This is a genomic window from Rhizobium sp. CB3171, assembly GCF_029714265.1.
GTDB lineage: Bacteria > Pseudomonadota > Alphaproteobacteria > Rhizobiales > Rhizobiaceae > Rhizobium.
In genome coordinates this window covers 1,562,616-1,586,364 of sequence record NZ_CP121653.1, presented here as the reverse complement: position 1 = coordinate 1,586,364, position 23,749 = coordinate 1,562,616, and the positions used below count along the sequence as shown (strand labels likewise).

Annotated in this window: 20 protein-coding genes; 13 read left to right on the top strand and 7 right to left on the bottom strand. The window is 57.9% G+C overall.

The window, feature by feature from the left end; translation table 11 throughout:
- Window positions 1-178: 178 nt before the first annotated feature.
- Both QA648_RS26680 and QA648_RS26675 read left to right on the top strand, forming a co-directional pair.
- Window positions 179-1,168, top strand: coding sequence for an aldo/keto reductase (locus QA648_RS26680; RefSeq protein WP_283051703.1), 990 nt, complete (start codon window positions 179-181; stop codon window positions 1,166-1,168).
- Window positions 1,169-1,347: 179 nt separating this feature from the next.
- The gene (locus tag QA648_RS26675; protein WP_104827204.1) at window positions 1,348-1,674 is read left to right on the top strand and encodes a hypothetical protein; all 327 of its coding nucleotides are present in this window, start codon (window positions 1,348-1,350) and stop codon (window positions 1,672-1,674) included.
- Window positions 1,675-1,853: 179 nt separating this feature from the next.
- Here QA648_RS26675 and QA648_RS26670 read toward each other — a convergent pair whose 3' ends face one another.
- Together QA648_RS26670 and aceA are read right to left on the bottom strand one after the other, a co-directional pair.
- Complete coding sequence (locus QA648_RS26670) at window positions 1,854-2,099, bottom strand: hypothetical protein (protein WP_104827203.1); 246 nt, start codon at window positions 2,097-2,099, stop codon at window positions 1,854-1,856.
- A gap of 27 nt (window positions 2,100-2,126) precedes the next feature.
- Complete coding sequence (aceA, locus tag QA648_RS26665) at window positions 2,127-3,416, bottom strand: isocitrate lyase (RefSeq protein ID WP_283051700.1); 1,290 nt, start codon at window positions 3,414-3,416, stop codon at window positions 2,127-2,129.
- Window positions 3,417-3,613: 197 nt separating this feature from the next.
- Here aceA and QA648_RS26660 point away from each other — a divergent pair, with 197 nt between their 5' ends.
- The gene (locus QA648_RS26660) at window positions 3,614-5,026 is read left to right on the top strand and encodes an XRE family transcriptional regulator (protein ID WP_283051698.1); all 1,413 of its coding nucleotides are present in this window, start codon (window positions 3,614-3,616) and stop codon (window positions 5,024-5,026) included.
- Between the two features lie 178 nt (window positions 5,027-5,204).
- Here the strand turns inward: QA648_RS26660 and QA648_RS26655 are convergent, their stop codons facing one another.
- Window positions 5,205-6,002, bottom strand: a complete 798-nt coding sequence (locus QA648_RS26655; protein WP_283051696.1) for a thioredoxin family protein — start codon at window positions 6,000-6,002, stop codon at window positions 5,205-5,207.
- A 284-nt stretch (window positions 6,003-6,286) separates the two neighbouring features.
- Between QA648_RS26655 and QA648_RS26650 the strand changes: the two genes are divergently transcribed.
- The 3 genes from QA648_RS26650 to QA648_RS26640 all read left to right on the top strand — a co-directional run bounded on the left by QA648_RS26650 (window position 6,287) and on the right by QA648_RS26640 (window position 8,477).
- Window positions 6,287-7,120, top strand: a complete 834-nt coding sequence (locus QA648_RS26650; RefSeq protein ID WP_283051694.1) for a universal stress protein — start codon at window positions 6,287-6,289, stop codon at window positions 7,118-7,120.
- Window positions 7,121-7,371: 251 nt separating this feature from the next.
- The gene (locus QA648_RS26645) at window positions 7,372-7,794 is read left to right on the top strand and encodes a universal stress protein (protein ID WP_260304167.1); all 423 of its coding nucleotides are present in this window, start codon (window positions 7,372-7,374) and stop codon (window positions 7,792-7,794) included.
- A 326-nt stretch (window positions 7,795-8,120) separates the two neighbouring features.
- Complete coding sequence (locus tag QA648_RS26640) at window positions 8,121-8,477, top strand: hypothetical protein (RefSeq protein WP_260304166.1); 357 nt, start codon at window positions 8,121-8,123, stop codon at window positions 8,475-8,477.
- A 628-nt stretch (window positions 8,478-9,105) separates the two neighbouring features.
- On the opposite strand, the gene QA648_RS26635 is transcribed toward QA648_RS26640, so the two are convergent.
- Window positions 9,106-9,615 carry a DUF995 domain-containing protein gene (locus tag QA648_RS26635; protein ID WP_260304164.1) on the bottom strand — a complete coding sequence of 170 codons (510 nt, stop codon included), beginning with the start codon at window positions 9,613-9,615 and terminating at the stop codon, window positions 9,106-9,108.
- A 537-nt stretch (window positions 9,616-10,152) separates the two neighbouring features.
- Between QA648_RS26635 and QA648_RS26630 the strand changes: the two genes are divergently transcribed.
- From QA648_RS26630 to QA648_RS26605, 6 genes are all read left to right on the top strand, one after another.
- Window positions 10,153-11,340 (top strand): helix-turn-helix domain-containing protein, encoded by a 1,188-nt coding sequence (locus tag QA648_RS26630; RefSeq protein ID WP_349254303.1) that lies wholly within the window; start codon window positions 10,153-10,155, stop codon window positions 11,338-11,340.
- 346 nt (window positions 11,341-11,686) lie between these two features.
- Window positions 11,687-12,727: a UDP-glucuronic acid decarboxylase family protein gene (locus tag QA648_RS26625; RefSeq protein WP_283051691.1), complete on the top strand. Its 1,041-nt coding sequence runs from the start codon at window positions 11,687-11,689 to the stop codon at window positions 12,725-12,727.
- Entirely contained in the window at window positions 12,727-13,713 is a 987-nt protein-coding gene (gene galE, locus QA648_RS26620; RefSeq protein ID WP_283051689.1) for a UDP-glucose 4-epimerase GalE, read from the top strand. Before QA648_RS26625 ends, galE begins: the two co-directional genes overlap by 1 nt.
- The gene (locus QA648_RS26615; RefSeq protein ID WP_283051687.1) at window positions 13,710-15,578 is read left to right on the top strand and encodes a glycosyltransferase family 2 protein; all 1,869 of its coding nucleotides are present in this window, start codon (window positions 13,710-13,712) and stop codon (window positions 15,576-15,578) included. Before galE ends, QA648_RS26615 begins: the two co-directional genes overlap by 4 nt.
- A gap of 54 nt (window positions 15,579-15,632) precedes the next feature.
- Entirely contained in the window at window positions 15,633-16,592 is a 960-nt protein-coding gene (locus QA648_RS26610; protein WP_283051686.1) for a glycosyl hydrolase, read from the top strand.
- A 177-nt stretch (window positions 16,593-16,769) separates the two neighbouring features.
- Window positions 16,770-18,485, top strand: a complete 1,716-nt coding sequence (locus QA648_RS26605) for a GMC family oxidoreductase (RefSeq protein WP_283051684.1) — start codon at window positions 16,770-16,772, stop codon at window positions 18,483-18,485.
- A 53-nt stretch (window positions 18,486-18,538) separates the two neighbouring features.
- On the opposite strand, the gene QA648_RS26600 is transcribed toward QA648_RS26605, so the two are convergent.
- Together QA648_RS26600 and QA648_RS26595 are read right to left on the bottom strand one after the other, a co-directional pair.
- On the bottom strand, window positions 18,539-19,768 hold the full coding sequence (locus tag QA648_RS26600) for a CmpA/NrtA family ABC transporter substrate-binding protein (protein ID WP_283051683.1): 1,230 nt from the start codon (window positions 19,766-19,768) through the stop codon (window positions 18,539-18,541).
- Window positions 19,765-20,367 (bottom strand): ANTAR domain-containing response regulator, encoded by a 603-nt coding sequence (locus QA648_RS26595; protein ID WP_283051682.1) that lies wholly within the window; start codon window positions 20,365-20,367, stop codon window positions 19,765-19,767. The genes QA648_RS26600 and QA648_RS26595 overlap by 4 nt, the downstream gene beginning before the upstream one ends.
- A gap of 288 nt (window positions 20,368-20,655) precedes the next feature.
- Between QA648_RS26595 and QA648_RS26590 the strand changes: the two genes are divergently transcribed.
- Window positions 20,656-21,426 (top strand): alpha/beta hydrolase, encoded by a 771-nt coding sequence (locus tag QA648_RS26590; protein WP_283051680.1) that lies wholly within the window; start codon window positions 20,656-20,658, stop codon window positions 21,424-21,426.
- A gap of 104 nt (window positions 21,427-21,530) precedes the next feature.
- Here the strand turns inward: QA648_RS26590 and QA648_RS26585 are convergent, their stop codons facing one another.
- On the bottom strand, window positions 21,531-23,714 hold the full coding sequence (locus QA648_RS26585) for a TonB-dependent siderophore receptor (RefSeq protein WP_283051678.1): 2,184 nt from the start codon (window positions 23,712-23,714) through the stop codon (window positions 21,531-21,533).
- Window positions 23,715-23,749: the final 35 nt, after the last annotated feature.

Genomic DNA, 23,749 nt, shown 5'->3' with positions numbered 1-23,749 from the left:
TCGGCAATTTGTCGTTCCGATCATCCTTTGCGTCGACCGCCAACGTGGATCGCTGAATGGGGAGGACGACGCGCAAATCCGGCGTTTGTATTCAACGAAAGCTGACGGGAAGGTGATTGTCTTTGTTGCTGCTATGCGCCTATGTTGCCGCATCGATTGCCCCCGGAGGAGTTGCACCATGGAATATCGTCGTCTTGGAAAGTCGGGTCTGCAGGTCAGCGAATTCTCGTTCGGATCGTGGGTTACCTTCGGCCGACAGGTCGAAGGCAGCGATGCCGTAAGTCTGATGTCGCGTGCCTACGACAGCGGCATCAATTTCTTCGACAATGCCGAGGGCTATGAGAGCGGGAAATCCGAAATCGTTATGGGTGAAGCCCTGAAATCGCTGGGCTGGAGCCGGGATAGCTTCATCGTTTCGAGCAAGGTGTTTTGGGGTGGCCAGAAGCCGACCCAACGGGGCCTGTCGCGCAAGCATGTTACGGACGCCGCTCACGCTGCGCTGAAGCGCCTGCAGGTGGAATATCTCGATCTCTATTTTTGCCACCGGCCCGACATCGATACGCCGATTGAGGAAACGGTTCGTGCCATGCACGATCTCGTTACCCAGGGCAAAATCCTCTACTGGGGCGCGTCGGAATGGTCGGCCCAGCAATTGACCGAAGCCTATGCAGTAGCCCGCGATCTGCGCATCACGCCGCCGACGATGGAACAGCCGCAATACAATATTTTCGAACGCCAGAAGGTCGAGGGTGACTACCTGCCGCTTTATGACCTGATGGGCTTGGGCACCACGATCTGGTCGCCGCTCGCATCGGGCGTTCTGACCGGCAAGTACAATAAGGGGGTGCCGAACGACAGCCGCATGAACCTGCCGGGTTATGAATGGCTGAAGGAGAGATGGGCGAGCGACGCCGGCCGCGCTCGGCTTGCCCAGGTGGTGGAACTGGCTGATCTCGCGGAAGAGATCGGCATTTCGATCACCCATATGGCTCTGCTCTGGTGCCTTTCGAACCCCCATGTGTCCACGGTGATCCTCGGCGCCTCGCGCATGAGCCAACTGGAGGACAACCTGGCAGCGCTGGCACACAGAGATAAGCTGACACCCGAGGTGTTGGCTCGTATCGACGCCATCGCCGGAAACAAGCCGGCGGCCCCGCAGCGGTTCTGAGCCAGGAGCAGCCTGCGAGGTTTATGACCGGAATACCATCATGACTCCTTCGAGATTTTGATGAATTAAATCAAAACGACGCGTTCACGCCATATTCAGGCAAATATTATCATGTTTGAAAGCGTTCCTTAACTGAGTCGAAGACTTGAATCGTATGGCGTGCGGCGTCGGAGGTGGTCATGATGAAAAAGACAGTTCTTTCGGTTTTCTTTACTGCAGTGTTTGCAAGCAGCACATTGATTGGTGGTTTTGCCCAAGCGCAGCAATATGACTGGCGGGACGGCCCGCCTCCGGAACGGCGTCATCATCATCACCATGATGGAAATGTAATCGCTGGCGGCGTGGCAGCCGGGCTTATCGGCGGCATAATCGGCGGCGCAATCGCCAATGGTGGTGGAGTGTATGAGCCTGCACCGCCGCCGCCGAGATGCTGGCATGAGAGCCGTCCTGTTCAGAACGAATATGACGACGGATATCATTACGAGCGCGTGCGCGTCTGCGATTAAGAGCCTTCCTTTCGCCCTGAACGGCAGATCGGCTCTCGGTCCCAAGGCCTGATATGGCCGGCAAAATATCGGATGCTTTCAATAAGCACCTATTCAGAGCAGCCCGCTTTCTGGTGGACCACCGAAAGCGGGGTGCTCTGGTTTCAAAGAGCAGCCTGTATGCGTTAAAACCCAGGGCGCTAGGCGGTGTGAGAACCGTTGGCGACGATGACGGGGGTCAACAGGTCGCCCCAGTTGCCGTTGCCGCTGTGATGGCGAGCGGAACGTACCAGCTCGACGGAGACTCCAGCCTCGACCGCATCCATAACGACCTGGTTGAGGCGATGCAGCTCATTAGCCAGCATGCGGATAACAGCCTGTTGGTCGGCATTCATGCTCGAAGACTGTTCTTCGGTTCTTTCGCTGATGCGTGCGATGGATGGCATTGTCGTTCTCCTCCGATTGATGGTTATTTATTCCGCAGCCGGCTTGAATTGCGCGTGCTCGGTCGATTCATGCATGGCGGTAGTCGAAGACTGGCCGCCGGTGATTGCCAGTGAGACGGCGTCGAAATAGCCGGTGCCGACCTCGCGCTGATGCTTGGTGGCGGTGTAGCCATTGGCTTCGGCCGCGAACTCCGCTTCCTGCAGTTCCGAATAGGCCGCCATCTGGCGAGCCTTGTAGCCGCGGGCAAGCTCGAACATGCCGTAGTTCAGTTGATGGAAGCCCGCGAGCGTGATGAACTGGAACTTGTAGCCCATCGCTCCGAGTTCGCGCTGGAACTTGGCGATTGTCGCGTCATCGAGGTTTTTGCTCCAGTTGAAGGACGGCGAGCAATTGTAAGCGAGCAGTTTGCCCGGATGAACCCGGTGCACGCCTTCGGCAAATTTTCGCGCCTGCTCCAGATCCGGCTTCGATGTCTCGCACCAGATCAGGTCGCAATGCGGTGCATAGGCGACGGCGCGGGCGATACAGGGCTCGATGCCATTCCTGACCCGATAGAAACCCTCCACGGTGCGGCCGGCTTCGTAATCGACGAAAGGACGATCGCGTTCATCGATATCGGATGTCAGAAGCTTGGCTGCTTCGGCATCGGTGCGGGCGATGACCAGTGTCGAAACACCCATGACATCGGCCGCCAGACGAGCGGCATCGAGATTGCGGATATGGGCCGCAGTCGGGATCAAAACCTTGCCGCCGAGATGACCGCACTTCTTTTCCGAAGCGAGTTGGTCTTCGAAATGCACGCCGGCAACGCCAGCCTCGATATAGGCCTTCATGATCTCGAAAGCGTTGAGCGGCCCGCCGAAACCAGCCTCCGCATCGGCGACGATCGGCGCGAACCAGGTTTCGACCGAAAGGCCCTTGCCTTCGGCAATCTCGATCTGATCGGCGCGCTGCAGCGTGCGGTTGATCCGCTTTGCGAGCTCCGGCCCGGCATTGGCCGGATAGAGCGATTGGTCGGGATACATGGCGGACGCCGTATTGGCATCGGCCGCAACCTGCCAGCCGGAAAGATAAATTGCCTTCAGACCGGCGCGAACCATCTGCATCGCCTGGTTTCCTGACAGCGCGCCGAGCGCATTGACGAAATCCTCTTCGTGGATGAGCTGCCAAAGACGGTTCCCTCCCATCTCGGCTAGGCTATGGCGAATAGAGATCGATCCACGCAGCCGCCTGACATCGTCAGCCGTATAGGGCCGCTCTATGCCGTCGAAGCGGCCAGCAGGTGCCGCCGAAATGAGTTTGTAAAAATCAGTCATAGCAGTTTTCCATCTCCCAACCACTCGTGTTTCGTGATGTGACTAAATTTACATTGCAGTGCGGCGTGAAGCCAATAAAAACGGCCCAATCCCGAATTGAAAAGGGTTAGGATGTCTTGCGCTTGACAAGATGGCGCAGTAAATTTGTCAAATCTGTAAATCTTTGCGGCTGGACAATTTTGTAAAAGGAATGACAGATGGCTGAGCGCAAGATCTTTGCCGGCCCCCGGATGCGGCGCATTCGCAATGGCCTCGGTTTGACGCAGACGGCCATGGCGCAGGCGCTGGAGATTTCCCCTTCTTATCTCAATCTCATCGAGCGCAATCAGCGGCCGCTGACCGTACAGCTCCTCTTGAAGCTCTCTTCGGTTTATCGGGTCGATCTCGACGAACTCCGGGGCGAGGCCGGAGGCGGCGCCGGACAGTTGCGCGAGGTCTTTGCAGATCCGCTATTGGCGGGAGAAATCCCGGGTGAGCAGGAGCTGATCGAAGTTGCCGAAGCGGCGCCGAATGCTGCGAATGGCATGATCAGGCTTTACCGCGCCTATCGTGAGCAGACGGCGCGGCTATCCGACCTGGCCGAGCTTCTCGCGCGTGAGGGCCGTGTTCCGGCGCTTGCCGGCCCGCGCCTGCCGCTCGATGAAGTGCATGACAGGCTGGAGCATCGCGCGAATTTCTTCGCCGGCACCGAGGATGCCGCCGAGGCCTTTCATGCGAAGCTGGCGCCGGGAGACGACCTGGCGGCGGCGCTGAAGGCATGGCTTCGCAGCGAGCATGGCATTGCCGTGCGCACGCTGCCCGTCCACGCCATGCCGAACCTGCGCCGGCGCTACGACCGCCACTCCATGCGGCTCTTTCTGTCGGAGCGTCTATCGCCTTTCGATCAACTGCAGGAGATTGCGACCGAAGTCTCGCTGCTGGCGCTGCGCCAGGAAATCCACGCCGAGCTCGAGCCGCTATCGTTATCGACGCCGGAAGCGAGCCGTATCGCCCGCTTCGAACTGGGGCGCTACGCCGCCCATGCGCTGATGATGCCCTACGGTGCCTTTCACAACGCGGCGCAGCGTTTGCACTACGATATTGACGGGCTGCGCGCGCGTTTCGGCACATCCTATGAGCAGGTGGCCAGCCGCTTGACGACCCTGCAGCGGCCGGGTGCGGCCGGCATTCCCTTTTTCCTGATGGAGATCGACGGGGCAGGGCACCGCCTGCGCAAGGTGGGGGCTCAAGGCTTTCCGCAGGCGCGCTTCGGCGGCGGCTGTCCCAAGCTTAATGTCCATGCTGCCTTTGCGCAGCCTGGACAGATTCTGGTCGAAGCGGTCGAAATGCCAGATGGTACCGGCTTTCTGACGATATCGCGCACGATCGAAGGTCCGCAGGCCAATTTCGGCGAAAGGGTCCGCCGCACCGCGCTTCTCGTCGGCTGCGATCTCGGATTTCGGGAGGAAATTGTCTATGGCAAGGCTCTTGCCGCGGCTCCGATCGCAATCGGCACCGCCTGCCGTCTCTGCGAGCGTCAGGGTTGTCTTGCAAGGGCCGAGCCGCCGGTGACGCGGCCTCTCGGGCTCGACGAAATGGCGGCCGGGCTCAGCGTCTTCGACTTCCAGTGATGCCGGTAATTGGTCCTGTTGCATCGAACAGCCGCTAGGGCCGCTGGCAGGAACCAGCCAAGATCGCCTTGGCGGCTCTCTTCGGCTGGTTCCAGCTATTCGCGGCAGAGATTAGCACTATCGCGGATCTCCTAGACCAACGGTGGCCGCCTATCCGATCCAACGGAGCAGGCTTGGCTCATGGCCTGGTATTTGTGTCTTGGTTTCGGAACGCCGCCTCGCCGGCGTCCGACACCTCGACCCACTTCTTGTCGGGCGCCGCGTCCGCGACGTAGTTGTCGTGCCAGTTCCACCATTTGTAAGTCGGCGTCTGGGGATAGCCCTCGGGCGAATCCTCCCAGACCTCCTGCCGACCGAGCGGCGTGATATCGAGGTAGTTCCAGGTACCGCCCATCTGCTCATCGCCGCGATTGTTGATGAAATAGGTGCGGAACACGCGGTCGCCGTCACGGTAGAATACGTTCGTGCCGTGCCACTCGTCGACGCCGAAGTCCGTGTCGAAATTGTCGGTGATGGTGAACCAGGGAATCTCCTCCCAGCCCATCCGCGCCTTCAGCCGCGAGATATCCGCCTGAGGCGCACGCGAGATGAAGACAAGGGTGGTGTCGCGGGCATTCAGGTGGGCAACGTGGGCGACCTGGTCGGCCACCATGGAACAGCCCCGGCAGGCATGGTCGGGCCAGCCGAATACGCCCGGCTCAAAGAAGGCGCGATAGACGATCAGTTGCCGCCGACCTTCGAAGAGATCGAGCAGGCTTACCTTGCCCGAAGGCCCCTCGAATGCATAGTCCGTCTTCACTTCCATCCACGGCATTCGCCGGCGCTCGGCGGCCAGGGTGTCCCGGGCGCGGGTCTGCTCCTTTTCCTTCACGAGCAATTTTTGGCGGGCCGCCTCCCATTCCTGCGACGACACGACCGGTGGTGCATGCATCGCAGGCTGCCCACCATTCCGACCATTTTCGGTTGATGTAGTCATGGCTTTGAATCTCCTGGCTTGGGCGAATTGCCGCGCTCGTGGTTGAGGCACGATTTCATTCGCTGGTTAACGCTCCTTGTTCGTCGTGAGATAGTCTGGCACCGGAGAGCGGCCAGTGGGAGTAACAAGTGTGGCGGTATTCCAAACGGCGCCCGCTGATTGCAGCCGGCATGCGAGAGGCGCCGCGTCCTGCGCTAGTCACGGTCTTGACCAGGATCAAGGCGGAGCGCCAAGATCGGCCTAGAATGGCGCTGATCGAACAACTTCAAACATGAGGTGTCACCATGCGAGCCAAAACCGTTTTGAGCATCATAGGCATCAATCAAGACAACGCGGATCTGCGTTCGGCGATCGAGCTCTGCCGTGCGGCGGGGGCGCATCTTTCCGTGCTGGTGACGGCGCTTGCGATAGCGCCTGTCGGCGGATACGGCGAAGTCTCTTCCTCCGCATGGGCCGAAGAGCGCGAGCGTGAGGTGCAGAGCCTCAGCCAGCAGGTGGCAACCGCAAAAACTCTGCTGCAATCGAGCAATATTTCGTTTGATGTGGACAGTCTGCTAACGGAGTACGGATGGGTCGACAATGAAATTGGCGAACGCGCTCGCTACGCCGACCTGACGCTCGTCGGCGGCGGTCTCCTGGCCCAAAATGATATGCGATGGCGCGTATTGGATGGTGCGCTGTTTCATTCGTCGGCGCCGATTCTCATTACACCGAGAGGGCGCGTCGCCACGCTTCAGCCGCGCGTGGTGCTCGTTGCCTGGGATTCCCGCAACGAGGCAAGTCAGGCCGTTCGCGCTGCAATGGAGCAACTGACGGCAGCCGAAAACGTGCATGTCGTCATTGTTGATCCACGCGCATCGACCCGCGGCAACGGCGAGGAGCCGGGCGCGGATATCGCCGCCTTCCTTGCACGACACGGCGTCAATGTCTCAGTCGATATTCTGTCAGGCGGAGGCAGGACCGTCGCCGAAGTCCTGCGGCAACATGCCGTGGATATCAGCGCCGAACTGATCGTCATGGGTGCTTATGGACATTCGCGAATGCGGGAGCGGATTTTTGGGGGAACCACGCGCTCGATGCTGGAGGCCGCGCCCGTCCCGTTGATGATGACGCGATGATACCCTTCGGAGGCGGCGTGCCGCCCCTCTTGCTGGACCGTCATCATCAACCGCGAGAACATATTTAGGTCGCTGCTCTCCGGAGTTCATCGATGATCCGGATGAATTGCGCGTTCCTCTGAGCCTACGGTTAGGCAACGGCTTCAAAGTGGATATACTGAGCGCGGACCGATTTTTGAAACAAGTACATGCTCTGGGATTCGAACCGAATTTGTCGGCGGAAGCGGCAGAGATCTCTTCTGAGGTGAAATATGTATAAGACGATCGTTTGCGCCGTAGGCCTTGGATCACGGGAAAGAGCAGAGCATCTGGTGCGCACGGCTCAATCGCTTCTCGAGACCGATGGCAGCTTGCATGTCGTTCATGTCGTGGAACGCTTTCCTTCCATCACCAGTCAAGAACCGGACGGCTGGGCCGTCTCGGTTATCGACGAGGCTGAGAAGAAGCTGTCACAGCTCTGCAAGCAACTGTCGGTTCCCGCACTTATCCATGTTCGCCCCGGTCGTGCCGGCGATACGATCTTGGCAATTGCGGCCGAAGTCAAAGCGGATTTGATCGTCGTCGCGGGCCATAGGCCCGATGTCCTCGATCGCGTCTTCGGATCTACCGTCGACCAGATCATGCACCATGCGAAATGTTGCGTGCACGTCGATCGGATTGAAGCGAAACAATGAAGATTGAAGGCATCGGATGCGAATTCTTGGCCGAGCTAAAATCTGGCCTTGGAAAAATTCGATGTAAGGATCATAGTGCCGATGCTGGATGATGGTTACCGCCTGACAACAATGGCGGCGGCTTCAATTGCACGCTCCACACCAGTACCGTTCCGCGCCAGATGCCGGGCATGCGGATCGGCACTACGATTACCAGCCTATCGTTCTTGATTTAGGAAACGCCTACGAAAGACTGCCCATTAGAAGGCATGCTCCATCGTTTTATGCGGATTGGGAGAGCCTTCGATGAGGACGCAGGTCAAAACGAATCCACGGGAGGAAAAACGATGCTGACAACAGATCGGGAATGCCGAAGAGGTGGAGAGCGATTTGCAATGCCAACGCTCGGTGAAATCGAGGGGAAACTCATCGTTTCGGAAATCGTCGCCGCAAATTGCTTGCGTCAACTTCTCGCCGGACCAGAAACTGAACCGTTGTCCTCGATAAGGCGGGGGATCAAGCAAGCACTTCAAAATCGATGCAAGAAATCAGGGCTTTGCGGCGAAGACACTGATGCGGCCTTGGAGTACGCTTTTCAGCTCCTCGATGCAGCCGTGGAGGCCGTGGGCAATCAGCCCAAACTGGATTCCAATGCGCGTGAGACAGCCCCTCAGTTGAGCCGCGTGGCGGCGCCTCCGCAATAGCCGACACGAAAACAACAGCAGCATATCTATGTGATTTGGATAGGCGTCACCACCAACCTACCGTCCCCTTCAGGGATTGCTTCAGTTTGGCAGGCTTAGTCAGTCTTGGCATGGTGACGCCAAACATGAGCATTGCCCTATAAATCGTAAGGTTCGTCAGGATATTCGTAATACATCTTGGATAAAACACTTCCAAATTATGGGGGAGATTTGGGATGTTTACTAACAGTAGAATGAAGTTATTGAGGAAGATAGTAACGCCCGCTTTGATTGTCGCCGTTTGTGCAGCCATGCCAATGAACATGGCGGCCGCGCAATCAATCTCCGCTGAGCGGGGTGATCAAAACGTTATGAAGCCGGCCGATTCAAAAAAGAAAACAATCAAGAGCAAAAACGTTTCGGCAAAAACCGCAAAGCCGATTTATCTCGGCGGGGCGCCGTACATTTGTACGCCAAGCGGATTCGGACATACGTCTAGATGCTTCCTGAGGTGAATGGCTTCCTCACCCGCCTCAGCATCAAGTTCGCCCTGCGATAAATTCAGAGAAGCCGTCCGTTCCGCTCCTGAAGGAGCACAAATACAGACGGCCTCGTCAAGCAGGGTCAATGCCCTGCAGGCGTGATCGATCTATTTGTTTTGCGACAATTTGATCCGCATGCGGTTGTATCCCGCTGTCGCGTAATCTCCTGGCCGCACTTTATGATATTCGTCGTCGACATTGGCCGGAGTTTTGAATGCATACCAATCTCCGTCCGGCTCGCGCTTCTGGAATATGGTATCGCCTTTCTTGCGATGACTGAAACACGTCAACGCCAAGGCTTTCCCTGTCTTGGCGTACCAAGTGGCCCTGAAGCATAGTTTGCCCGCATCCGTCACAAACCAACGGCCAATCCCATAGGAACCCGTTCCCTCCCCAGACCAAGCCTTGAATTCGCGCGCTTTCGCCGCAAAATAGCCTGCGCCGTCTTTCCAGATCCAGGTACGATTGTAATAAAGTTGAAACACGTTCTCAGCAGTCAGCGGCACTGACATGGCTGGGGGTTTTTTCATCTTATCTTGCGCGGTATTGGCGGCAAAGGCACCGGTGCTGGTCACGGCAAAAACGCCCAATAGTAACAGCGTTCGGAATACAGTCATTGGTTTCCTCCTGTCTGTTGATTGTCTGTCGGCGAATGAACTACGGCAGAGCGGCTTTGTAAAAATGGAGATTCCGGCCGCCTGTTCGTCGATTTGAGCAGCTTGCGGTTGATCTTGCAAGCTGCCGATTCCTTCGCGGCGGCGGATGTCGCGGCTACGCCGCATCCAAGCGTGGATGGGAAGGGAGAGCAGTTCTCCAAACGAGGGCCCTGTTGCGGATAACCATCTCTGGGCCGATCGCGATGAGCTGCATGCCGAGATCTTCAGAGAAAGCGAGGTTCTTGAATTGAGCTTGGAGTTTGCGACGGAAGGCGATGGCCGCAGGTCAACGATCTGGCTATTCTGATGTGGTTGATGATTCTGAAAGAAGACGGAACGGCATTGGCGCGAAAATTTCGGGCTCAAAAGGGCATTTTAGTTTCCCCGTCAGATTGAATAGATATATGCGTCATTCATCATTAACGATTTGGTTTTAAATCATTTGCTGATAGACACTTAGAGTGGTACAAATGGCCTCCCGAAAGTTGTGAGGAAATATTGCCTGACTCACCTCAGAAAGGGCATTCGTCGCAGGCTCCCGTTGAAGGACAAAAAGACGGGCAGGCGAGCACGCACCCTACATTCCAAGTCGAGCGCCGGCGTTGGCCTCGGACGTCGGATACTATTCAAGAAACAAATCCGCCTTTGCCGCCGGCCCTGGAACCCCTGCGGTTCTCCACGCACGATTTGCCGCAGGGCGATCAATTCGCGGCCTGGCAGACGTATTTGGCGTCTCTGATCGATATCAGGCTACCGGAAGGTGTGTCGGAGGAAGCTGGCTTTCCTGCCGATCACACAGCCTGGAATCTTGGCGGCATGCTGGTCGTCCAGCAATCGGTGCCGGCACATTCCTATTCGCGTTCGGTGACAAAGCTGCGATCGAATTCAATCGACCATTGGCATATCGTCTTGTTGCGCGCCGGCCAAAGCTGGACAGAGGTTGATGGAAACGTGTCGAAGGGCGCGCCCGGGCGAGTAGAGCTGCGGTCGTTGGGCCATCCGTTCCGGGGAAGGGCTACTGACGCGCAAAGCCTCTCCGTCTACCTGCCCCGGGAATTGTTTCTGGACATGCCCGCGTTCAACGAGATCAAGAGCAATACGATATTCTCCGACACCTACGCGAAGCTGCTGATCGATTATCTCGACAGCGTCGAGGCGAAGCTATCCAGCATGACTGCGGCGGACCTGCCCCGCGTCGTCCAAACAATGCACGATATGCTGGTGACATGCATTTCGTCATCGGCGGACCATTCCGGGCCCGAGAAGCAGCAGAGTAATTTGGCTCTGATGGAGCGCGTCCGCCGTTTTGTTCAGCGCAATCTGAGTTCGCAAGATCTCACGCCGGATGCGCTATGCCGGGAGCTTGGCATTTCGCGCACCCGACTCTACCAGTTGTTCGAGTCGAGCGGCGGCGTTCTCCATTATATACAAAAGCGTCGCCTTTTTGCGGCGCATGTCGCGCTCAGCAACACCGTCAATCGGCAGCAGATCGTGGAGATCGCCACAGAAACCGGGTTCACCTCTGCGGCCCACTTCAGCCGGGCGTTCAGCAAGGAATTTGGTTATACTCCTCGCGAGGCCCGAAATGTCGCCGCTCCGCCCTTTCTTGCACGCGCGGTTTCACCCGCGGACACGAAGGATGGCGCAAACCCATTCGGCGACTGGCTGAATTCCCTCGGACATTAAATAGAAGCGCAGTTGCGGCCGGTGTCTGGCTGGGGTTACGCCCCAATGCCGCGACGGCGGCTTAACCGAGCGCATCCATCTTCGATCTGACCAGACCTCCCCCAAACAGGTCACTGCGATCCGGTGTCTGTCCCGAAAATTACGGCCGGTTGTATGAGCGTTTGCAAATATGGACGCTGCGGCAAATTTCAGGATGCGCAGCTAACGACAGTTAATGACTCCTTAAGTATAAAAACAGCAACAACAACGCCGATGTACAACGCTTTGATCTAACTCGAAAGCACATTTCCAGTGTTTTTACTTAGGCAAAGAATAGGCAAATTATGGGGTCAGGAAGATGAAAGTAATGCGTCCAACAACTGATCGCTCCGACATTAATACCATTCTCGGTGACATACGTGTTCTCCATTCAAAACAGCAACCTCGGCACATTCTTGTAGCCGGTGGCGCGGGCTTTCTTGGGTCGCATCTTTGTGAGCGTCTCCTTAAATTGGGGCACAGCATCATTTGCGTTGATAATTTTTCAACCGGACTTGAGCGCAATATCCGCCATCTCCGCAACTTCGACCGCTTCAGCGTCATCAGGCATGACGTCATCGATCCGATCGACATCGAGGTCGATGAAATCTACAACCTTGCCTGCCCGGCATCGCCGCCTCACTACCAGGCCGATCCGATCCACACGATGAAGACGTCTGTCTTCGGTGCACTCAACTTGCTGGAATTGGCCGGACGTACCGGCGCCCGCATTTTCCAGGCATCCACCTCCGAAGTCTATGGCGACCCGCTCGTGCACCCGCAGGTCGAGAATTATTGGGGCAATGTGAACCCGTTTGGCCCTCGGTCCTGCTACGACGAGGGTAAGCGCAGCGCCGAGACGTTGTTCTTCGATTTTCATCAAAGATACGACGTGGAAATCAAGATTGCGCGGATCTTTAATACTTACGGCCCCCACATGCGCCCCGACGACGGCCGTGTCGTCTCGAACTTCGTCGTGCAGGCGCTGAAGGGCCAGGACATCACCATCTATGGCGATGGCTCGCAGACGCGGTCATTTTGCTTCGTCGATGATCTCATCGAGGGCTTTCAGCAATTGATGGCCACCGACCCGTCATTCACCGGGCCCGTCAACCTCGGAAATCCGGGTGAATTCACCATCCTGGAACTCGCCGAACAGGTGATCAGGCTCACCGGCTCCCGGTCGAAGATGATTTGCAAGCCATTGCCCAAAGACGACCCACGCCAGCGCCGTCCCGACATAAGCCTTGCCCAGCAGAAGCTGGGTTGGCAGCCGCTGGTGCCGCTATCAACTGGCTTGGAAAAGACGATCTGCTATTTCGACCGTCTCCTGACCGAAGAAGCACATGAATGGGTGGGGACTGCGTGATGGCACAGCGAAAAGTTCTGGTAGCCGGCGGCGCTGGATATATCGGCAGCCACACGGCCAAGCTGCTCCGTTCCCAAGATATCGAGCCGATCGTCTTCGACAATCTGGTTACGGGGCATCGTTCCTCCGTCCGTTGGGGACCGTTCGTGCATGGCGATATCCTTGATACCAGCAGCCTGGCACGGACCCTTCTGCAATACAAACCGGATGCGGTCGTGCATTTTGCCGCATCCGCCTATGTCGGAGAGTCCGTCGAAGACCCCGCGAAATACTATCGGAACAATGTCGGCGGCACGCTATCCCTTCTGGACGCCTGCCGTCATGCCGGAATCGATAAGGTCATTTTCTCGTCGAGCTGCGCAACCTATGGCGTTCCGGAGTCGCTTCCCATAACCGAGAAGACGCCGCAACTGCCGATCAATCCATATGGACGGACGAAACTCATTGCTGAGCAGATCCTGAGGGACTACGCGGCAGCCTATGATCTGAAATATGTCGCGCTGCGATACTTCAATGCCTGCGGCGCCGATCCGGACGGAGAACTCGGCGAATGGCATGAGCCGGAGACGCATCTCATTCCGAGAGCATTGCTCGCGGCCGGCGGGGCAATCCCCCATCTCGCCGTCTTCGGCGACGACTATGACACCGAGGATGGAACCTGCGTTCGTGACTACATTCACGTCACGGATTTGGCGCGTGCCCATGTTCTGGCACTCGAGCACCTCGTCAACGGCGGCGGCAACCTTTCGGTCAATCTCGGAACCGGCTGCGGTTCGTCCATCAACGAGATTGTGAGAGCCATCGGCCGTATCACCAAACGCGACGTCCCGCTCGAGATGCATGCAAGACGCGCTGGAGATCCGCCCGCTCTTTATACCGACCCGACCTTCGCGCGCGAGGCGCTTGGCTTCTCGCCCGCATATTCCGACATCGACACCATCATCAAGACCGCCGCTCCCTTCTTCGGCCTGGAGTCACGGGCATGAGGAACACGACCGACACGAAGGCTAAAGAAACGGCCGAACCGCTGCAAATCCGGGTTCTTCAAGGTCGCGATCGGCTGGAATATCTGGCCGGAGCTGCAATCTGGGTAGGCTTGCTCATCTATTTCTGGGCCTGGTGGCTGAAGCCGGAGCACTATATCGGCTTTTGGCGCTTCACTATGGTGACTGCCATACTGGCCTGGGTGACCCTTCTGCCGGCCTACTTCATTGCGATATTCTATCGCGCGCAGAAGCCGAACGGACCGTTGCGGCTTCCCGCCGGCAGCCGCGTCGCCATGGTCGTGACCAAAGCTCCGTCCGAGCCTTTCTCTGTCGTGGCGACGACCTTGCAGGCGATGCTCGACCAATCCTTTGCGCATGATACATGGCTCGCGGACGAAGATCCGACTCCGGAGACGCTGAACTGGTGCCGGCAGCATGGCGTTCTCGTTTCAACGCGAAAGAACAGGCCCGACTATCACCGGACCAGTTGGCCGCGCCGTACGCGATGCAAGGAGGGCAATCTCGCCTTCTTCTATGATCACTTCGGCTATGATCGCTATGATTTCGTCGTGCAGCTCGACGCCGATCATGTTCCGGAACCTAGTTATCTCGTCGAGATGCTGCGCCCGTTTGCCGATCCTAAGGTCGGTTATGTCTCGGCGCCCAGCATTTGCGATCGTAACGCATCGGAAAGCTGGGCTGCACGCGGGCGGCTTTATGCAGAAGCGAGCATGCATGGCTCCCTCCAGGCCGGCTATAATGACGGGCTCGCTCCCCTTTGCATCGGATCGCACTATGCCGTGCGCACTGTCGCCCTCAAGGAAATTGGAGGGCTGGGGCCGGAACTTGCGGAAGATCATTCGACAACGCTGATGATGAACGCTTATGGCTGGCGTGGCGTGCATGCCCTCGATGCTATTGCGCATGGTGACGGCCCCCGCACCTTTGCCGATCTCGTCACCCAGGAATTTCAGTGGTCACGCAGCCTTGTCATGTTGCTGCTGCGGTATTCGCCGACCTATGTTGCGCGCCTGCCGCTGAGATTGAAATGCCAGTTTCTGTTTTCGCAGTTGTGGTATCCGCTCTTTGCACTGTTCATGTGCCTGATGTTCGTCATGCCAATTCTGGCGCTTGCCTTCCATCAGAACTTTGTTGCAGTCACCTATCCCGAATTTTTCGCCCACTGCGCGCCGCTCTCCATCACGTTGATGCTGCTGGCCTATCGGTGGCGAGCCAGCGGCTCATTCCGGCCGTTCGATGCCAAGATCTTGAGCTGGGAGGGGGTATTTTTCCTCTTCGCCCGTTGGCCCTGGGCGGTGGCTGGAACGATCGCTGCCGTTCGGGACTGGATGACCGACTCCTATGTCGACTTCCGCATCACGCCCAAAGGTGCGTCTGAAGTGGATCCGCTGCCCTGGCGCGTTCTATTGCCCTACGCTTTTCTGTCGCTTGCTTCCGTGCTGCCGGTTCTGCTTGTCGACCGGGCTGGTGAAACGCGGGGTTTCTACATCTTCGCGATTATCAACTCCGTGCTCTACACCCTTTTGCTGCTGATCATCGTCATCCAGCACGCTCGGGAGAATGTCGTCAGAATTCGCGCAAGAACGTATCGGCCGGCAATGGCTATGAGCCTTCTTTGCCTCATCGCAGCTCCCGGATTCGCCACCATTGAGCGCGGAACGGAAGGACTGGCATCTCTGACGTGGGGCACCGGCCGCCTGAGGCTCTATGAAACGCAATATGCGGTGGCCGGCGCCGGCTTTGGAAGGCAGGACCTCCAAAAGCTGACATTCAAGCCACATTGGTTAGCCGACACGTCGAATAAAGAGCTTCCGCAAGAAGAAGCATCAAATCCGAGATCTTGAAGATCACGGAAGAATAGCAGGCAGAGTTGCTGATGTTGACAGGAGGAAAACCCAATGAGCAACAGGAAAACCAAAGCAGCTATGGTCGCCTTATTTGCAACCTTGGCGACGACTGGGACAATCTTTGCGGCAAGCATCCCCCGCGGAATCCCGGCCGGCGAAGGGACTCATGCAAGGCAGATTACCGATAAGCGGCCGAAGATCGGTCCGGACTCGGTAACCTTCGGTGCATATGATCCTCACGGTGATTTCAGGGACGACCCGAACTCGAAGATCGAACATCTTTTCCTTCCTTGGGAAGATGTCGATCTGGCAACGCTCTCGCTTGCCGATGACTACGCCCAGAAACGGGGGCGGAAGCTGTTGATTACCGTGGAACCGTGGTCTTGGGCAGTCGATCGGCGATCGACTTCCGAAGAGCTGCTCCAGGGCATTCTGGCCGGCAAGTATGATCGCAACATGGCTGCTGTCTGCGACACTGCAGCCACGCTGAAGAGCGATGTGACCATTCGCTGGGCGCAGGAGATGGACGAAACCGACAACCAGTTCATCTGGTCCCATTGGCAACCCAGCAGCTACATAGCCGCCTATCGGCGAATGGTGAATGTCTGCCGCAAGCACGATAAATCGGCGAAATATATGTGGTCGCCTAAAGGCGAGCCGAGCCTCGTCAAGTTCTATCCCGGCGATGACGTTGTCGATGTCATCGGTCTTTCGGTGTTCGGCTTGCAGCAGTATGACAAGGATCATTTCGGTGCAGACCGGACGTTTGCCCAATTGCTCACGCCCAAATACAGGCTGGTCCAGGGCTTCAAGAAGCCTGTCGCCGTCGCTGAGCTCGGTTATGAAGGCGACGCTACCTATGTCAGCAACTGGGCTGCGAACGCTGCCAAGCGATATCCGGAATTTCCGAACCTGACAGCCGTTGTCTACTTCAACGACAAGGAACTTTATCCTTGGCCAAAACCCTATGGTCTTCCCAATTGGCGGGTGGTCAAGGAGGCCAGCTTCTGATTGTGAAGTTTTTCAATCTCGGCGCGCAAGATGATCTTCCACGCGAGGCCCCGACGCATCATAATATATAGGCATCGGGGCCTTCACTTTCTTGCGTATCGATCGAAATTTCGCAGAAGGCGGGTCTGATCGTTTTGATGTCGGATTACCTGTTTGCAGTAAAGAAAGCCGACCTTGATGAAAATCGAGCAACTGTCCAACTATGACGACAATTCGATTATTACAGCGGACCTCGTAATTGTAGGCGGCGGCCCCACGGGGCTTACAATCGCAGCCCAATGTGCGAAGGCGGGCAGAAAAGTACTCATCGTCGAAAGCGGGCTTGAACTCGAAAACTCGGAGCATTCCGCACTCAACGAAGTCGAGAGCGTCGGCCAGCCCCAATCGGAAGCGCAGTGCCGCAAGCGGATCGAATTTCACAGCCCGCAGGCCAGGTTCTGGTCTCAGGAGGTTCAGCCCTTTGGGGTTCGCTGCCGCGCGCTGGGTGGATCGACGCATGCCTGGGCGGGAAAATCTGCACCTTTTAGTGGTATCGACTTCAAGGCTCGCTCCTGGGTGCCCCATTCCGGCTGGCCGGTCGATCGCGAGCAAATCGATCCTTATATCCTGCGTGCAATGGAGGTGCTGAATCTCAGCCCCCAGGAACCACCGGGCCGCTTTGACCAGGAGGGACTTCATTCCTTTTATTGGCAGTTTGCCCGCTCGCGCGTAGACCGGCTCGACGTCATGCGCTTCGGCAGTGAGTTCATGGCGCAACGGCTGGATAATATTGATGTTGTTCTGGATGCGACCGTGACGCATGTCGGCCTGAGCCCGGACGGATCACGCTTTTCAGACCTCGAGGTCGCCAGCATGGACGGCAAGCGCGCACGCATCGAGGCCGGCATGTGCGTGCTGGCCGCGAGCGGGATTGAAAATGCCAGGCTGCTGCTCGTATCCAACGACGTGCATTTTAATGGAATCGGCAATCAACACGATGTCGTCGGGCGATATCTCATGGATCATCCGGGCGCTCGCATCGGTGCAATCCCAACCGATCAAATGGCTATGCTCACCAAGCTCTTCGGCTTCTTCGGTATTCATCACCATGGCCGCGCGCACATGTTCATGCATGGCTTGGCGCTGACGCCGGAAATACAGGAGCGCGAGGAGCTGCTGAACGCCGCTGTCTATTTCGCCACTGAGCGCGCGCCCGACGACCCATGGGATGCGTTGAAGCGGCTGCTGCGCCGACACAGCCCAGATGTCGGCCGCGATCTACGTTCGGTTGCCGCAGGCTCCGGGCTTATCGTCAAGGGACTCGGAATAAGGGTCCTTTCCGACAGTCGCACGCCCAAGGCTCTCAAGGATATTGTGGTCAACAGCGCAATCAGGATGTCCCCGAATTTGGTTGCCAATGAATTCCAGAACCAGGGCGTGCCCCATAAGCTGGTCGGTCTGAGGATCGAAGCGATCTCCGAACAGATTCCGAATCCGGAGAGCAGGATCAGTCTCAGTTCGCGGAAGGACCGCTTTGGTGTGCCATTGGCCAAAGTCGCCTGGCGGATCAACGATGCCGAACGTCAAACGCTGCTCAGGATCGCCGAGCTCTCTCGCAAAGCGCTGACGAGCGCCGGCCTGCCTGCTCCTATACTGGAAGATTGGGCGCGCGAGCGGCGGCCAGAAGACATCGTCATCATCGACATGGCGCATACGCTTGGCACGACGCGCATGTCGGCCGACGCGAAGACGGGCGTCGTCGACGAGAATTGCAGGGTCCACGGCGTATCTAACCTTTATGTTGCCGGCGGATCGGTGTTCCCGACCAGCGGCCACGCAAACCCCACATTGATGATCCTGGCCTTTGCGATAAGGCTGGCCGATCATCTGAATTCGAACCTGGCAAAGGTTTGAGCCTCGGGCCTCCTTAGCCCGAAAGCTGCTGCTTGGCGCTCATATCGAGTGGGCTAACCAGCCGCCCTCGGCTGCCGCTGCGCATCGATATATGCATCGATCTTGTCGGGATCGAACAGGCCGCCATCGAAGAAGCCATCGGGACCGAGCGTCAGGCTGGCGTCGGTGGAGCCAACCGGCGTTTCCACGCGAAGAGCGCCTTCGACCTTGGCGCTGGCGCCTGGCAAGGGCACACCAAGCGCCTGCAGCGCCGAGCGGTATATGTCTGGCCTGTAGGTGTTCCGGGCGATGGTCTCGTTGTGTTCGTCGTGAGCCACCTGTCCCCAGCGCACCATTTGCGTATAGAACCAGAGCGCATGGCTTTTCCACGGGAAGGTGGCAGCCTTGGCACGGGGAACAAAGAAGTCCTTGATGCTCGTAATCCGCCCGCCCCCGACCTGCAGATCGCCTGAAAGGGCAGGGAGCAGCCAATCGATGGGGCGGCCGATATAGGCCGGGTTCGAAAGGACTGACGCCAGGCTTTCCCGGTTTTGCGGATCGGAGCACCAGACAGCCGAGCGGTACAAGGCTCGCAGGAGAGCGGCCATCGCCTCTGGGTGATCGTCCGCCCAGCCGGCATTGGCGCCGAGCACCTTTTCCGGGCTGGACTTCCAAATGGCAGCTTTGACCGTTGCCATATGGCCTTTGCCGCTAAGGACACCGGCCGTATTCCACGGTTCGCCGACGCAATATCCGTCGATCTGGCCCGCGCCGAGCGCATCGGCCATCTCCGGTGGCGGCAGGATGATGATCTCCACGTCGCGATCGGGATTTATATCGCATGCCGCGAGCCAATAGCGCAGTTCGTAATTGTGCCCGGAATGGGGATGGACGACGGCGAAACGCAACGGACGTTCGGCGCGGGCAAGGACGACCTCATGCAGGGCCTTGCCGTTGCGGCCGGCATCGAGGTCATCCGTCGCGCCGGCGGCAGCCATTTGGTCCCAAAGCGCTGACGATACCGTCACGGCATTTCCGCCGAGACCGAGCGCCATCGGCACGATCATCCGGGGAGCCAATGGGGTCAGTCCGAGATTGCAGGCAATCGGCATCGGGGCGAGCATGTGCGCCACATTGTAGCGGCTGACCGCGAGCCGGTCGCGAATATTGGCCCAGGAGACCTCCCGCACGAGCTGAAGATCGATCGCCTCGGCCTCGGCGAAACCCTTTTCCTTGGCAATGACGAGCAGGGCGCTGTCGAGAAGGGGCAGGAACCCGGCGACAATCTGGTGTTTCTCCATCATGCATTTTCTCCTGGATCGAGCAGGCCGATCGCGGTTACCAGACTTTGCGCGATGTCGATGATCTTGCGGTTCTGGTTCATGGCCGTCTTGCGCATCAGCGCATAGGCCTCCTCTTCCGAAATGCCCCGCGATTTCATCAGCAGGCCCTTGGCGCGGTCGATCACCTTGCGGTTTTCCAGCTCGCCCCGGGTCTCTTCCAGTTCGCGGTTGAGGCGCGCGAAGGCGTTGAAGCGGCTGATGGCCATCTTCAGGATCGGCCGCACGCGCTCCTGCTTCAACCCGTCGACGATATAGGCGGAAACGCCGGCATCGACGGCCGCCTCGATCGAGGCTTCGTCCGATCTGTCGACGAACATGGCGATCGGCCGCTTCACGGCGCGGGAGAGCTGGAACATGTTTTCGAGCATGTCTCGATTGGGATTTTCCAGATCGATGACGATCACATCCGGATTGATCTCGCTGATCCTGCGGGCAATGCCGTTGATGTCATGGACGATCGTAACGTTCCCATACCCGGCCTCGCGCAATCCCGCTTCGATGATCGATGCGCGAATGCGGTTCTCGTCAATGACCAATACGGCAAGGGTATGGGATTTCATCGTCTCATATCGCCTCCGGCCCAAGCTCACAGGTTGAAGCGCCGTTCAACGCCGGAGCTGCGCGTGCTTCCTTACGATCGGTTTGCCGCAATCGCAACGGCAAAGGGGGCCCATAAGGTCCATTGCCGGGAAATTTGTAAGTCAATGTATGAGGAAGCCCGCCGTACACATTGGCGGACAAATTGGCTGCCTGTTCCCGGCAGACGCGCCTGGACATACGGCGAGGCACGGCAGATAGATTGCGTCGTAATCAATATCGCGCAATCTATCTGACAAAGGGGTTTCCTTATGATCAAGCACATTCTGTTCCGGGCGGCTGTGGCTCTCGCGGTAACGACAACAGCGCCGTGGTCCATTGCCACCGCTGCCGAAGTGAAGAACATCGTCATCGTTCACGGCGCCTTTGCCGATGGTTCCGGCTGGCGCGCCGTGTCCAATATCCTGGCGAAGGACGGCTACAAGGTTACGATCGTGCAGGAGCCGCTCACGTCGCTTGCTGACGATGTTGCCGCGACCAAACGTGTCCTCGATTTGCAAGATGGTCCGAGCGTCTTGGTCGGCCACAGCTATGGCGGCATGGTCATCAGCGATGCCGGAAACGCCGACAATGTCGCTTCTCTCGTCTACGTGGCGGCATTCGAACCTGACAAGGGTGAAAGCCTGGCGACGCTCGCTCAGAGCAAGCCTGTCGAGAACATGAGGAAGGACAGCATCAGGGCAACGGCGGACGGTTTCCTCTATTTGGATCCCGCAGCGGTGCACGAGGCATTCGCCGCCGATCTGCCGCAAGCTGAAGCCGACTTTATCGCCCGCTCGCAGGTCTTTGCCTCTCAGAAGCTATTCGGTGCTGAGGCGGGTGAGCCGGCTTGGAAAAAGAAGCCGAGCTTCGCGCTTGTTGCAACCGAAGACCGATCGATCAATCCGGAGCTCGAGCGCAGCATGGCGAAACGCGCCGGAAGCAAGACCTATGAAGTCAAGGCGAGCCACGTCGCGTTTATGTCGAAGCCGAATGAGGTTGCAAGGCTGATCGAGGAGGCCGCGAAGGCTGCCTCAAAGTGAGAGATATCGTTCGCGTACATGCGAATGGAAAGGCACCTTGCCTTTAAAGCGAGGAAAGAGGATTGCTATTCGACAATCCTCTTTCCTCTGTCGCACATCCAACGTCACCATTTCTTGCTGAGCTTGAAAGTGATGGTCCGCGCGTCGCCATAGCCGCAGACATTCTCGCCGGCGCAACCCGAGACGTATTCCTTGTCGAACAGGTTGGCGACGTTGAGCGAGGCGCCCCAGCCCTTCTTTTCGTAGCGGATGCCTAAATCGAAAAGTGTCGCCGATGGCACACGCAGCGTGTTTGCCTCGTCCGCCCAGGACTTGCCTTGATAACGCATGCCCGCTCCGATGCTGAGGCCGTCAAGCGTGTCGCTGGTGAAGGCGTAATCGAGCCACAGCGACGCCGTGGAATTCGGCACGAGATAGGGCGAATTGCCGATGACGGAGGAATCGATGTCCTTGGTGATTTCGAGGTCGGTGTAGGAATAGGAGCCGAGCAGTTTCCAATTATCGTCGAGGTTGACCTTGCCTTCGAATTCGACGCCGCGGGAGCGTACTTCGCCGATCTGCCGCTGCAGGAAAGTCACCGGATCGGTCAACGCCATATTCTTGCGGTCGATCTGGAAGATGGACGCCGTGAACAGACCATCGATGAATTCGGGCTCATATTTGACGCCGGCTTCATATTGCGCGCCTTCTTCGGGTACGAGGCCGCCGCCGGTGACGCTGGTGCCGACTTTCGGATTGAAGAAGGTGCCGGCGCTGATATAGGGCGTGATGCCGTTGGCGAATTCATAGGCGAGACCCGCCCGGCCGCTCGCCGCCTTATCGTTGGAACTATAAGTGGTGCCGACGGTGGCATCGGAATTGGTGTCGACAAAATCATAGCGGCCGTTGAGCGTGACGAGCCAGCCGCCGCCAAAGCGCATCTGATCCTGAGTGTAGATGCCGAGCTGCTGTTGCGTCAGCACCTGATCGAGATAGACGAAATTGGCGCCTTGCGGTGTGCCGTAGACCGGATTGGTGGCGCTGATCGGATTGGAGCCGCAGCAGGCTTGGATTTGATCCAGCCGATAGATCGAGTAGTCCGAGCCGATCATGAAGTTATGGCTGACCGCGCCGGTATCGAACTCGTTCTGTGCGCGGGTATCGACCGAAAAGGTATCGACCTTCGACCGCTCGTAGAAGCCGATGCGGTCGAGCAGGAAGTCCGGATCGTCATAGGATGGATCGAGCGGATTGCCGTTCTCGTAACCATTCAGATATGGGCCTTCCTCGCGTTTGTAGAGATGGCCGTAGCGTGCGTTCTGCGACACGGCCCAACCGCCATCGAATTCGTGCGAGACCTCGTAACCGAGCATCTGCTGGGCGTATTTCAGGTTGTCGATATCCGGCTCGCCATAGAAGGCCTTGCGATCGATCTTGCCGAAAGGCGCGTCGACCACCGTGCCGACATAGGGAAAGAAGCCGTTGCCGCTGTGAACCTCATCAAGGCCGCTGACCATGCCATAGACGGTGAGCTTGGTGGATTCATCGGGCGAAATGGTGAGCTGCGGCATGATGAAGCCACGTTTGTCGTGGGTATAGTCGCTATAGGTATCGCCGCCCGCGATCTTGCCGGTCAGGCGGTAGCGATAGACGCCATCGGCCGAGAGCTTGTCGGAAAAGTCGAAGCCCAGGAAGGCGTTGCCGATATTGTTGATGCCAATCTCGGTATAATAATAGGGATCGTCGGTCGGCTCCTTGCGTACCATGTTGACGATGCCGCCCGGATTGGCGGCGCCATAGATCACTGAAGCCGGCCCCTTCAACACCTCGACGCGTTCAAGCATGAAGGGATCGATCTGGAAGCCGCCGAACCCATAGCTGTAGAGAGTCAACCCGTTCAGGAAAACGCCCGTCTGAGTGGCGTCGAAGCCGCGGATATAAAACCAGTCTGTATCGCCGTCATTGCCGAAGGGCTGCGTCGTCACGCCAGGCGTGTAACGCAGCGCCTCATCGACCTTGTTGGTGACGCCACGATCGTTCATTTCCTGCCGGCCGACAACGGAGACCGATTGCGGCACCTCGGTGATGGGCATATCGGTTTTCGAGCCGGTGGTCGTTTTGGTGGCGACATAGCCTTTGACAGGGGCAGTGCCGCTCGCTTCGCTGTTTTCCTGACCGGATTGGACGACCAGCGGTTTCAGCTCCGTCGGGTTTTCCTGCGCGGCGGCCTGCGTGCCAAGCGCCATTGCCGCAACGGCAATACCTGCGGCCAAAACCCGTTTCATCGATACACCAGTCAATTCCTGCATTTCCGTAGCCAGCCCCAACTTCGCGGCACCCGGCA